The following is a 13,175-nucleotide window of genomic DNA, read 5'->3' as shown; positions in this document are numbered from 1 at the left end:
GCGTTTGTCGGGGCTCCGGCCTACTGGCCGAGCAGGCCCAGCGGCTGGCGCTGTCCATCAACGGGGTTGACCGGCAGGTTCTCCGGGGCCGTGCCGTCTTCACCGACGGGGACCTCGGCGTTGGGATCCGGGCGCAGCGGTGGGACCTCGTACTCGGGAGCGTCGGTGCCCACATAGGGGACCTCGAGGGCGTCGAAAACCTTGCGCAGTTCCTGCCACACCAGTGGTGTCAGCGTGGCCATGTAGGCGTTCGAGATGTGGTTCTGGTCCCGGTAGACGTAGACGTTGCCGATCTGGGGGCGGCACAGCTCTGCGTCGCAGAACCACGGGGCGGTGTCTACGCTGAACTGCTTGTTCGTCCCGTCGAGGTACTCGGCCGCTGGGTCCACGGGGCCGTACACATCATCGGTGCGCATCGAGCATTCTTCCTCCGTGAAGCCGGAGACGATGCAGATATTGGGGTCCATGATCTGGCCGAAGATGTCAAAGATCCACGGGTTGTCGCGGAATCCCAAAAATGGGATGTCGTACTGCGCAAACGCGTCCCAGAGCACGAGGTAGGAGTCCGGTACGTGGTCGACGGTCACTTCCACGTCACCGGCGCGTCCCTCGGGGCGCGTGGAGGTGGAGACCACCAGATCCGGTTGCATGTTGACAACTTCCTCGAAGACGTTCTGGCTCCACTCGAAGCACACATCCGAGACGAGTTCTGTGCCGTCCTCGCCGCCGATGGTCAGGGGGCAGGTTTGGCGAACAAAGGGAACGACCTTGAACCCGTGTTCGCGGCCGAGGCGGTCCAGCGGGATGACGTAGGGCTCGATGTGTGAGCCGCCGACCATGACCACTGTGGTCTCGGCGTCTTTGTCGCCGTAGATGCAGTCGGGGCGCGGCATGACGTCGGCCTCTTCGTTCTGGAAGACCATGCAGCCCTCGGACCCGATTGGCGGGTAGATGCCGGAGACCAGGTTCGGATCCGGTTGCGGTGTGACGTCAGGGACGGGCGCGCCGACTACGGACATGGCGCCGGGGTACATATTGATGTCCAGCGGGCGGTTCGCGTTTTCGACCCGCTGGTTCCACAGCGGCTGGATGGTCAGTGCTGCGCCGACGAGTGCGGCGATGAGTACACCGCCGATGGCGCGTCCGATGCCTTGGGGCGTGCGCAGGCTGCGGCGTGCATCCCGTACTGGCGTATCAGTAGCCTTTGGACGCTTGCGGTGCTGACGCAGCGGCTGCTCCAGCAGCACGTGTGTCACGTGTGCCAGTGCCAGCGACGCCGCGATCACGATCACGCCGACCCACGCCGGAGGAGTGCCGAAGCCACCAATGACAGTGACGATGATCAGCATCGGCCAGTGCCACAGGTAGAGGGAGTAGGCGATCCCACCAAGCCACGTCATGGGCTTGGACGCAAGGACCTTAGACACCGGGTTGTCGTCGCCACTGAGTATCACCAGCGCAGCGCCGAGAAGCGGAAGAAGGGCGATTGGGCCGGGGAATGCGAGCGTGTTGGAGACCACCGCGCCGGTAATGGTGATGCAAATGATGCCGATCGCGGAAGTGAGCCAGGCGGTCTTCTGCGGCAGGAAGCGGCTCGTGGGCACGAACGCGAGCAGTGCGCCGAGCGAAAGCTCCCACGCGCGGGAGAACGTGGAGTAGTAGTTCGCGCCGGTGCCAATGAAGCCGAAGCGGGAGGCCCAGGCGAGCGAGGCGACAGTGATAATCGCGAGCACGGCAATTGCGCCACGCTTGGCGTACGTGCGCGGCAGGTTGCACTTGGTAATAAGGAAGGCAATGAGCGTGCCTAGCAGAATGCCAAAAAGGTAGAACTGGCCCTGGACGGCCATCGACCACAGGTGCTGCAGGGGAGAGGTGTCCTGGCTCGCCGCGGCGTAGTCGGCCGCCTGCACCATGAGCTCCCAGTTCTGGTAATAGAGCATGGAGGCCGTGAACTGTGCGGTCAGCTCGTCGCTCATCAGCTCTGGGGTGAGGTAGTGCACCGCCACAAACACGGACAGGATCACCACGACGAGCGCTGGGACCAGCCTGCGGATCGTCCGCCACAGTGGCCACCAGGGGTTCAGGCTCGGGTTGGGGCGCATGGCGTAACGCAGCTGCCCGCCGAGGAAGAAGTAACCAGACAGGAGGAGGAAGACGTCTACGCCGCCGGAGACGCGGCCAACGAAGACGTGGAAGAGGACCACAAGCCCGATGGCGTAGCCACGCAAACCGTCAATATCAACGCGGTAGGACGAGGTTCGTGCTCGTGTGCTTTCCCCCGCATCGTGCTGCGCAGGCTTCGTCGTCGTTGCGCTCATCTATCCTCAAAAACCTCTGCGAACCGAATAACTCTAGGTATTATGTGGGAAACGCTAATCCGTGGGCGTTTGCTCTGCGTTGTGCAGGCACGCCAATACGCGGGACGCTCCCGTGACTGTGCAAACCTTACCGCCTATCGGAGGAAAAGCCGGAACCGTCGCGGCGAAGACAACGACGCATGTCTCCGATGGCTCGCGAGAAGGGCGACGCTTTTGGACTTCGGCTGCCTTCACGGTAAAGTATTCCAGGTTGCCTGGCACGTGTGTGTCGGGGACAGCACACTGCGTACGCGCCGGAAGCGTCTGAACCCGTTTGCTCGGGCGGTCGGCCGGCCAGTCACGCGCAGGTTAAAGAAGAAGGGTTGAACCGGCCCGCCAGCACACGGCGGGTGTCTGCACTGCCCAGTGACCGTAAAGGAAGAATTTTCATGGCTGTCAAGATCAAGCTGCAGCGTGTGGGCAAGATCCGCAACGCACAGTACCGCGTCGTCGTCGCTGACTCCCGTACCCGTCGCGACGGCCGCGTCATCGAGAACATCGGCATCTACCACCCGAAGGAAGAGCCGTCGCTCATTCGCATCGACTCGGAGCGCGCACAGTACTGGCTGGGCGTTGGCGCACAGCCGACCGAGCCGGTTGCTGCACTGCTGAAGGTTACCGGCGACTGGCAGAAGCACAAGGGCCTGGACGGTGCCGAGGGCACCCTGAAGGTTGCTGAGGAGAAGAAGTCCAAGCTCGAGCTGTTCAACGAGGCACTCGAGGAGGCCAACAACGGCCCGACCGCCGAGGCGATCACCGAGAAGCGTAAGAAGGCTAAGGAAGAGGAAGAAGCCAAGGCTGCTGCCGAGGCTGAGGCCGCTGCCGCTGCTGAGGCTGCCGAGAAGGCGGAGTCTGAGGAAGCCGAGGCTTCCGAGGAGAAGGCTGAGGAGTCCGAGGAGAACTAAGCTTTCTCGAACCGCGAACCCCGCTGTATCGACGTGAGAGTCGATGTGGCGGGGTTTTGTCATGTGTACACCAGTTGTTCAAAGTGAAAGCAGGAGAGGGTCTTACTGGTGAATGCTGGGCACGTGGCTGATTTATAGAAACGAAGTGGGATTTGGGTGCTTGGGTGGTCAACTCGTCCGAAGGCCCAAGAATACATGTATGTATATAAACTTCCCCACTACTGATGGGCAGGTTAAGAAGTTTATCTTGATCTTATTTTCAGTACACGAGGCGGGGTTCGGGCACGGCCGTTTGGGCCTATAAGTTGGTGCCAACGATGGACGGGTGTATTAAGAAAGCAGGCCATGGGGCGGATTTTTGGAGGATCAGTTCAGTTAAATATACATAAGTGTCCCACTTACTTAGGCTCTCACCGCAATGTGATAAACGTGCGGAAAAATTAAGTTAAGTTTCTATATTTGTTTAATGATCGAGGTAGACGCTCTATATGCAGGCTGAGAAATAATAATAAAGCAGTATAGGGCAATTTAGATCAGTCATGGAAATAACTTGCAAGCAAGTGTCCAATTCCTTATGATGGCATCTGTAGCTCCGGAGCACTTCACAGGGAAGTTGATTCTTCCGGGCAAACCTCAGTGCCTCATGTTGGGGCGTAGTCTTTCCTGAAGGGATTTTTATGAAGAAGAGCCAAATCATTCGCCGCCGTGGCACCTCCGTTGCTGCGGCAGCATTGTCTTTCGCTCTGGTTGCGCCGTTTGCGCAGCCCGTGGCAGTTGCGCAAGATGTGTCTGCTGCTGTCTCTGAAGCTGGGTCGGTGAATGCGCCCGCTCAGCCAGCAAGCGGCGACAAGGATTCGTACGACGCAATCTACTCGCCCGGAGTAGTCAATGGTAAGAAGACTGTTTCAGGTACGGTCCTGTTCTACGACCAGTTCCCGGGATCGTCGAATGGTAATACCGCTGCAAAGGGTGACTTTGGTAAGGCACTGCCGGCAGCCGGCTCCGGTGTGGGCGAGAACTTTAAGGGCGCGACTGTGTACGCGCAGTGGTTTGAGAAGCCGGACAAGGGCAAGTCTGGTAACAATCCAGCGGTTGCTTCGCCGGTGTACAAGACGACTGTGAATGAAGACGGTACGTACGCAATTAACATGCGTCCGTTTATTGATTCTGATGGTAAATACCGTGAGTTTCACGCGCAGTACAACATCGCTGCCGGCGGTCGTGGCCAGAAGGTGAAGATCTGGGTCGACGGCTATGACCGTGACGAATACGAGATGGTCCGTGGCTACGGTGAGCGTCAGGTGCCGGATGGCACTGTCGCGGACACTACTGGTGGTGCCGGCTGGGGCTCCGGTGCGGCTCAGCGCTCCTTGGCTGGTGCGCACCAGGTTTTCGTCAAGCGCGCTAATGCAGAGCAGATGCTTGGCGACGAGTCCGAGTGGCGCAAGATGGATGACACCGAAGTGGCTGCCAATGGTAAAGAGGGGGGGGCCTTCTACGGTAAGGCGTACTGGAACCTGAACCAGGGGCTGGCTGCCCTTGGTCAAAAGGAGGTCGTCGGCGATAAGAATGATCGCCGTATCGAGGGCCTTCAGGTTGTTGCGGCGTACCTTTCCGATAAGGCCGTGCTTGAGATCCAGAAGCACGTTGAGGAGAACAAGGGTACGGAGTACCAAAACCACGACCTGCGTAGCTCCAGCTGGGATGTCAATGATGAGCTGAAGCTGCAGGCTTGGATTAACGAGCAGATCGCGGAGAATCCGGATTGGATCGCTGAGCGCGTCGTCACGGAAACTGACGGCAATGGCGACTACCTGATTCAGTTCAAGGGCACGTACGGTATTAACCCGAATAAGGCAGGCAAGGTTGATCCTGAGCTTGCCGGTACGGTTGCTGACAGCTTTGCGGATGGCGTCTTTACAAATAATCAGATCTCCGGCCGTGCAAATGCGAAGCACGTGAACTGGGATTGGTTGTTTGTTGACGCGCCGAACCTGCCGACCGGTGTGTCTAATATGGGTGCATGGCGTGGAAACGTGTGGCAGGGTCTGACATCTAACCCCTGGGGGATCGCTGATATTGGTGGCGTTGCTGGCACGCCGTACGATATGCGCGGTATGCAGAAGGCGAGCCTGAGCACGAACTACAATGTAGGTTCGTGGGATATGGCGTTGATGCCGAACCAGATCCACTTTGAGGTGGATAAGTATGACTCCTTGACGAACTTTGCTCGTCCGGGGGATAAGACTCACGCGTTTACCAACGGTCTTCCTGGCTTCAACCTGAGTGCTCTCTACCAGGTTGAGTGGACGGATAGTGACGGCAATGTGGTTAACACCTGCAAGGCTGTTGATGCTGAGGGCAACCTGATTGAAGATGAGGACTCGCTGGGTATGCCGGCGAAGTCTGATGGTTCTCTGCCGAACTGTGAGATCACGGTTCCGGAGGATCTTGACAAGGTGATGACGTACACGGCGACCCTGTATGGCATCGATGCCAATGGTGACCGAATTGCTCTCGCGTCCGACTCGTTTACTGCATTGGTGAAGACGGCTGCTGAGGTTTCTCCGCAGTATGATCCGACGTTTGCTGAGGTCGGCACTGAGGCGACGACTGGTGAGCCGAAGTTCGTTGATGCGTTGTCGGGTGAGCCGATTGATCCGGCTGATGAGCGTCTTGCAGATGCACATTACGTTTTGCACAAGGATGCGTTGCCGGAAGGCTGGGTCGCTGATATCGACGCTGAGACCGGTGTGATTACGGTTACGCCTGGTGCGAATGGTATCGACGGTGAGGAACTCAAGCCTGGTGACACGGTAAACCTTCCGGTTCGTGTTGAGTACGCCGACAAGACTGCTAATGGTGCATACGCGCCGATCGTGATCGGTAAGCAGGCAGACTTCTTCGAGCCGAAGTACGACAATAAGCTTGTTGTTCCTGGTGAGGAGACGAAGTCTCCGCCGACCTTTACTGACAAGAACGGTAAGGGCGTTGATGTTCCTGAGGGTTCGGAGTTCGCGATCCCGGAGGACTTCCAGGCTCCAGAGGGTTACACCGTTGACATCGACCCGGCCACCGGTGAGATCACCGTGACTGTTGATGGCGTCAACAAGGACACCGCTGAGAAGTTTGATGTTCCGGTAACAGTGACCTACAAGGATGGTTCCACTGATGAGGTGACCGCACCGTTCTATCTGGATACTGATGGTGACGGTAAGCCGGACCTTGATGAGGGCATCAAGGATGAGGACGGCAACGTCGTCGTCGAAGGCGATGATGACGACGACAACGATGGTGTCTCTGATGAGGACGAGAAGAACCAGGGTACGGATCCGAAGGATTCGAACTCTGTCCCGTCGACTATCAAGGACATTGAGGACAAGTCTGGCACTGTTGGTGAGCCGATCGATTCGTTCAAGATCGAGGTTGACAACGTTCCGACTGATGGTTCGGTCAAGGTTGACGGTCTGCCGGATGGCGTGACCTACGATCCGGAGACTGGTGAGGTTTCTGGTACGCCGGAGAAGGCTGGTAAGTCTACGGTGACCGTGACTGTCCTGGATAAGGATGGCAACCCGGTCAAGGGTGCTGACGGTAAGCCGGTTACTGAGACGTTTGAGTTCGACGTCAAGGATAAGGAAGTTCCGCCAACTCCGGATACGACTGAGGACAAGGACAAGTACGAGCCTGAGTACAAGCCTGGTTCTGGTAAGCCGGGTGAGGACGTCACGGTCGACAAGCCTGACTTCAAGGACAAGGACGGTAACCCGACCACTGCTCCTGATGGCACGGAGTTCACCCCGGGTGACAACGCGCCTGAGGGTGTGAAGGTCGATGAGAACACTGGTGAGATCACTGTTCCTGTTCCTGAGGGTGCGACCCCGGGTGACAAGATCACTGTTCCTGTTGAGGTGACCTACCCGGATGGTTCGAAGGACAACGTTGATGTCACCGTCACGGTTGACGAGCCTGACGCTAAGGACAAGGACGCTGACTCCTTTGAGCCTGAGTACAAGCCTGGTTCTGGTAAGCCGGGTGAGGACGTCACGGTCGACAAGCCTGACTTCAAGGACAAGGACGGTAACCCGACCACTGCTCCTGATGGCACGGAGTTCACCCCGGGTGACAACGCGCCTGAGGGTGTGAAGGTCGATGAGAACACTGGTGAGATCACTGTTCCTGTTCCTGAGGGTGCGACCCCGGGTGACAAGATCACTGTTCCGGTTGAGGTGACCTACCCGGATGGTTCGAAGGACAACGTTGACGTCACGGTGACGGTTGAAGACCCGAACTCTGACGCTGCGAAGTCCGTTCCGGAATACGGTCTGACCCCCGTTGAGGCTGGCAAGACCGAGAAGGCTGATCCGTTCAAGGGCAAGTCTGATGTTCCGGTGAAGGAAGCAGAGGGCACCCCGTCTGCTGGTTCCGACGACTGGAAGTTCAAGACGGACAAGTCCTCTGGTGTTGTTGAGGCGACTGCCCCGACCTACGACAAGGTCGGCGAGAAGATTGCTGAGAAGCTGCCGGAGATCCAGAGCCACGAGGCCGGTAAGCGTTGGGATGAGTTCGTCAAGGAGTTCACCCCGTTTGCGAAGCCGAGTGTGGATGTGAACTTCGAATACAACGATGGTTCCAAGAACTCTGATAAGGCTGACTTCGATCTGGTCGGTAAGGACGGCAAGTCCCTGCTGACGCCGGATGGTGACTTCGATGGTGACGGTATTTCCAACCGTGACGAGATCGAGAAGGGTTCCAACCCGTCGAATGCCAATAGCGTCCCGGATACTCAGGCACCGACGATTGACCCGGTTGCGCCTGGTGATCGGGAGATCACGGGTAAGGATGATCGTCCGAACACCTCGATTTCTGTGACCATTCCGGGTGTGGATAAACCGATCGAGACCACGACGGATGAGAACGGCAACTGGAAGGTTGACGTTCCGTCTGATGTGGAGCTCAACCCCGGTGACAAGATCACGGTGACGGATGAGGCCGGCAACTCTGCTGAGGCGACGGTTGAGGATACGAAGGCTCCGTCCATCAACGAGATCAAGCCTGGTGACAAGACCGTCTCCGGTAAGGGTGATCGTCCGAATGAGGAAATCACGGTAACCTTCCCGGGTGGCAAGACTGTCACGACCACCACGGATGAGAACGGTAACTGGAAGGTCAACGTTCCGTCTGGTGTGGAGCTGAAGCCGGGCGACAAGGTCACTGCGACCGATGGTGCTGGTAACAAGGCGACTGCTCAGGTTGGCATCGACGCTGGTAAGTGTGCGGCGACTGCTGTGGGCTTCGGTCTGCCGCTGATCGCGCTGATCCCGATTGGTCTGGCTACCCAGATGCAGATCCCGGGTCTGTCTGACTTCGTTGCTCAGGCAAACGCCCAGATCCAGGCTGCGAACACGCAGATTCAGCAGCAGGCTGGCCTGTTCAACCCGCAGCTGGCTGCACAGGTTGATGCGGTCAACCAGCAGCTTGGTAAGTTCGGCGCCGATGTGGCTACCGTTGCTGGTGGTCTCGCGCTGATCGCGGCTGGCATCCTGGCCGGCACGCTGATCTACGACAACTGCTCCCCGAACGGTGCCAGCAGCTCTGTCAAGGATCTGGAGCTGAAGGGTTCCTCCGGGAAGACCTACGCTGGTTCCTCCAAGGATGAGAAGCCGGCAAAGCAGGAGGGTTCTTCTGAGAAGAAGTAAGCCTAGCTAGCGGCTCACCTTGAGTCCCGCGATGCCCCGCACCCCCACTTGGGGTGCGGGGCATCACGCATTTCCAGCAACCTGCAGCGCAGTACGCACGATTGATGCCCAGTGTTAGGCTTGCTGGCCATGGAGCTCAACATCGGAAGAGTCGTGAAATCGCACGGCATTAAAGGCGAAGTCGCAGTCGAAGTCACTACCGACGACCCGGACGTCCACTTCGCCGTCGGGGAAACGCTCACCGGCAAGCAGGCGGGCAAAGAGGTTGAGCTCACCGTCAAAACCATGCGCCCGCACCAGAAGCGCCTGCTTGTCAGCTTCGAAGAGGTCCCGGACCGCACCGCCGCCGACAGTCTCCGCAGCATGAAGTTCTTCGCGGAGCCTTTGGAGCACGACGCCGAGGAGGACGGCTATTACGACCACGAGCTCACGGGGCTCGAGGTGCGTATGGATGGTACGCGCATCGGCGAGGTGACAGGCGTGATGGATACCCCGAACCGCAAGATCCTCGAGGTGGACTACCAGGGCAGGGAAGTGCTCATCCCCTTCGTCATGGACATCGTCCCCGAGGTGGACCTGGAGCAGGGCTACCTGACCATCACTCCGCCGGAGGGCCTGCTCGATGTCTAGCACCCCGCAGCTGCGCCTCGACGTGGTGACCATTTTCCCCGAATACTTAGAGCCGCTGCGGCACGCGCTGCTGGGCAAGGCGATTGAGCAAGGGATTCTGGAGGTCGGCGTGCACGACCTGCGGCAGTGGGGCGAGGGCAACCACAAGTCTGTCGACGCCCCGCCGCTCGGTGGAGGCCCCGGCATGGTGATGAAGCCGGAGGTGTGGGGCCCAGCGCTCGACGCGGTCGCGCACCGCGACGCTGACGTCGAGACGCTCACCACCGCTGCCGCACACCGCAACGACAAGGTCCGGCACGACGAACGCCGCGGCGTCAAAGCCCGGCCCTACGAAGCCCGCGACGTGTGCGAGGGCGAGGACCCTGAAGCGCCGCTATTGCTCGTGCCCACGCCGGCGGGCGCGCCATTTACGCAGTCGGACGCGCAGGCTTGGTCGCGCGAGCGGCACATCGTGGTGGCCTGCGGTCGCTACGAGGGGATTGATCAGCGTGTCTTCGAAGAGGCCACGGTCCGCTACCGGGTGCGTGAGGTCTCCATCGGGGACTACGTGCTCATCGGCGGCGAGGTCGCAGCCCTTGTTATCGCTGAGGCCGTCACAAGGCTCATCCCGGGCGTGCTGGGCAATACCCAGAGCCACGAGGACGACAGCTTCTCCGATGGGCTACTCGAGGCACCCAGCTACACCACGCCGCGCACCTGGCGAGGCATCGCAGCACCCGAGGTGCTGACCTCCGGCGACCACGGCAAAGTTGATAAGTGGCGCAGGCAGGCCTCACTGAAGCGTACGCAGGGTGTGCGTCCGGATCTCATTGCGCAGGCGCGCCAGGCCGGGGAGCTCGACGAGGACGACGTGTTCTTCCTCGATTCCCGCCCGGTGCGTACGGTGCTCGACGTGCTCATCGACCCGCAGGCGTGGCCCAAGGTGCGCAAACGCATGCGCCGCGCGCTGGCCAAGGCGGGCTACCGCGTCGAAGATGCGACCCTCACCGAGCGCAAAGGTGCTGTCTGCTTCGAGCCTTCCATGTTGGAGCAGGCCTACGAGCGCGAGCACGGCCGCCCGCCGAACGTCCCGCTGTGCGAGCTTGAAATCACGGGCCGCACTACGCTGAGCAACGCGGAAGCTACCGAGGCCGTGGTCGCGGCCCTGCCGTGGGGTACCCAGTGGGTCGGGGCGACCCGGCCAGTAGAATCACAACAATGACATCTCTCGCAGCGACAATCGCGACAGAACTCAACGTACAACCGCACCAGGTCGAGGCAGCGCTCAAGCTGCTCGCTGAGGGCAACACCGTCCCGTTTATCTCCCGCTACCGCAAGGAAGCTACCGGCGGGCTCGATGACGCGCAGCTGCGCCACATCGAAGAACGCCACACCTATCTTGTGGAGCTGGAAGAGCGCAAGCAGACCGTCATCGAGGCCATCGAGGAGCAGGGCAAGCTTAACGACGAGCTCAAGCGCCAGATCCTCGACGCGGAGACCAAGGCCCGTGTGGAGGACCTCTACCTGCCGTACAAGAAGCGCCGCAAGACGAAGGCGGATATCGCCCGCGAGGCCGGGCTTGAGCCGCTGCTGGACCAGCTTATTAGCGCTCCCTGCACCGACCCCGAGACGCTCGCGCAGGACTTCCTCTGCGAGGGGTTTGCGGAGACGAAGGCCGCCCTCGACGGGGCGCGCGCCATCCTGGTCGACCGCTTCGCCACCGACGCCGACCTGGTTGGCGAGGTCCGCGAGCGGCTCTACACCACGGGCACGATGCGCTCCGCGGTCGTCGAAGGCAAGGAGGCAGAAGGCGCGAAGTTCAAGGACTACTTCGAGTACAACGAGCCCTTCGAGTCGCTGCCCTCGCACCGCATCCTCGCGCTCCTGCGCGGGGAGAACGAGGGCGTGCTCACGCTCGACCTGGACGCGGGCGATGAGTCGGTCTATCAGGGCATGATTGCTGAGCGCTTCGAGCTGCCCGTTGAGGACAGCGAGTGGCTGGCTAAGGCGGTCAAGTGGGGTTGGCGGACCAAGCTGCAGGTCTCTGCCAACCTGGACACGCGTGTCCGGCTCAAAGAGAAGGCCGAAGAAGGCGCGCTCGAGGTATTCAAGACGAACCTGCGCGACGTGCTGCTTGCCGCGCCCGCCGGCCAGCGCGCAACCCTCGCTTTGGATCCGGGCTACCGCAACGGCGTGAAGTGCGCGGTTATCGACGGCACCGGCAAGGTGCTTGACACCACGATCGTCTACCCGCACCAGCCGCAGAACCAGTGGCAGCAGGCGGTGCAGACGCTGTCCTCGCTGTGCGCGCAGCACGCGGTGGAGCTGATCGCGGTGGGCAACGGTACCGCCAGCCGTGAGTCGGAAAAGCTCGCCGGGGAGGTCGCGGACCTGATCGCAGAGGCGGGCGGCGCGCGGCCGACGCCGGTCGTGGTCTCGGAGTCGGGTGCTTCGGTGTACTCGGCAAGCGAGATCGCCGCCGAGGAGTTCCCGGATATGGACGTCTCTCTGCGTTCCGCTGTCTCCATCGCCCGCCGCCTGCAGGACCCGCTCGCGGAGCTGGTGAAGGTGGACCCGAAGTCCATCGGTGTGGGCCAGTACCAGCACGACGTGAACCAGGCCGCGCTCGCGCGCACGCTCGATGCCGTGGTGGAAGACGCCGTGAACTCGGTGGGCGTAGATGTGAACACGGCATCGGCGCCGCTGCTGGAGCGAGTTGCCGGGGTGAGCGCGACGATCGCGAAAAACATCGTCGCCTACCGCGACGAGCACGGCTCCTTTGCCTCGCGCAAGGAGCTGGGCAAGGTGCCGCGCCTTGGACCGAAGGCCTTTGAGCAGTCCGCGGGCTTTTTGCGTATCCAGGGCGCGGCCGATCCGCTCGACGCCTCCGCCGTCCACCCCGAGGCCTACCCGGTGGTCAACCGCATCGCCGCGTCCACCGGGCTGGATACCAAGGGACTCATTGGCAACAGTGCGGTGCTGACGAAGCTGCGCCCGGCCGATTTCGCCGACGAGACCTTCGGCGTGCCCACTGTCACCGACATTATCGCGGAGCTGGACAAGCCGGGCCGCGACCCGCGCCCCGAGTTCAAGACCGCCACCTTCAAGGAGGGCGTAAACAAGGTTTCCGACTTGACCCCGGGCATGATCCTCGAGGGCACGGTCACCAACGTCGCCGCCTTCGGCGCGTTCGTGGACGTGGGCGTACACCAGGACGGCCTGGTCCACGTCTCCGCGATGAGCCACAAGTTCGTCAACGATCCGCACGACGTGGTGCGCTCGGGCGAGGTGGTCAAGGTCAAGGTGATGGACGTCGATGTGGAGCGCCAGCGTATCGGGCTGAGCCTGCGGCTTGACGACGAGCCGGGCCAGGAACCCAAGCGCGGCGGCGGCAAGCCTGCGCAGTCGCGTGGTGGGAAGCGCCGGGGTGGGGGACGACGTGGCGTCGACAAGCAGAAGGCCCCTGGCGGTTCGATGGCCGATGCGCTCAAGCGTGCCGGATTTGGGAAATAGGGTCTCGCCTGTGTAGACTTGCGTAGGTTGTTGTAGGCGACATGAACCAGCCGAGCGCCCTTGAATGGGAAAAGCCGCTAGGGTCCTCTGTC

The 13,175-nt window shown here is 60.7% G+C and carries 6 protein-coding genes; 5 read left to right on the top strand and 1 reads right to left on the bottom strand.

Annotated features, from left to right (window positions below):
* Positions 1–20 precede the first annotated feature (20 nt).
* Positions 21–2,318, bottom strand: a complete 2,298-nt coding sequence (locus CIMIT_RS07660; protein ID WP_084674304.1) for an acyltransferase family protein — start codon at positions 2,316–2,318, stop codon at positions 21–23.
* A 428-nt stretch (positions 2,319–2,746) separates the two neighbouring features.
* Between CIMIT_RS07660 and rpsP the strand changes: the two genes are divergently transcribed.
* The 5 genes from rpsP (at position 2,747) to CIMIT_RS07635 (ending at position 13,083) form a co-directional block, all read left to right on the top strand.
* Positions 2,747–3,262, top strand: a complete 516-nt coding sequence (gene rpsP, locus CIMIT_RS07655; protein ID WP_038591282.1) for a 30S ribosomal protein S16 — start codon at positions 2,747–2,749, stop codon at positions 3,260–3,262.
* Between the two features lie 677 nt (positions 3,263–3,939).
* A complete protein-coding gene (locus CIMIT_RS07650) occupies positions 3,940–8,961 on the top strand; it encodes a YPDG domain-containing protein (RefSeq protein ID WP_038591279.1) in 5,022 nt (1,673 codons plus the stop codon).
* Between the two features lie 129 nt (positions 8,962–9,090).
* Positions 9,091–9,591 (top strand): ribosome maturation factor RimM, encoded by a 501-nt coding sequence (rimM, locus tag CIMIT_RS07645; RefSeq protein WP_038591276.1) that lies wholly within the window; start codon positions 9,091–9,093, stop codon positions 9,589–9,591.
* A complete protein-coding gene (gene trmD / locus CIMIT_RS07640; RefSeq protein ID WP_197697003.1) occupies positions 9,584–10,792 on the top strand; it encodes a tRNA (guanosine(37)-N1)-methyltransferase TrmD in 1,209 nt (402 codons plus the stop codon). Before rimM ends, trmD begins: the two co-directional genes overlap by 8 nt.
* Complete coding sequence (locus CIMIT_RS07635) at positions 10,789–13,083, top strand: Tex family protein (RefSeq protein WP_038591273.1); 2,295 nt, start codon at positions 10,789–10,791, stop codon at positions 13,081–13,083. Before trmD ends, CIMIT_RS07635 begins: the two co-directional genes overlap by 4 nt.
* Positions 13,084–13,175: the final 92 nt, after the last annotated feature.

Origin of the sequence: Corynebacterium imitans (assembly GCF_000739455.1) — a bacterium.
Classification (GTDB): domain Bacteria; phylum Actinomycetota; class Actinomycetes; order Mycobacteriales; family Mycobacteriaceae; genus Corynebacterium; species Corynebacterium imitans.
The sequence above is the reverse complement of the archived record's forward strand: the minus strand, read 5'-3'. Positions and strand labels throughout refer to the sequence as shown.

Coding starts and splice junctions, on each gene's coding strand:
- CIMIT_RS07660 (WP_084674304.1), bottom strand. CDS start 2,318: ATGAGCGCAACGACGACGAAGCCTGCGCAGCACGATGCGGGGGAAAGC.
- CIMIT_RS07650 (WP_038591279.1), top strand. CDS start 3,940: ATGAAGAAGAGCCAAATCATTCGCCGCCGTGGCACCTCCGTTGCTGCG.
- CIMIT_RS07635 (WP_038591273.1), top strand. CDS start 10,789: ATGACATCTCTCGCAGCGACAATCGCGACAGAACTCAACGTACAACCG.
- rpsP (WP_038591282.1), top strand. CDS start 2,747: ATGGCTGTCAAGATCAAGCTGCAGCGTGTGGGCAAGATCCGCAACGCA.
- trmD (WP_197697003.1), top strand. CDS start 9,584: ATGTCTAGCACCCCGCAGCTGCGCCTCGACGTGGTGACCATTTTCCCC.
- rimM (WP_038591276.1), top strand. CDS start 9,091: ATGGAGCTCAACATCGGAAGAGTCGTGAAATCGCACGGCATTAAAGGC.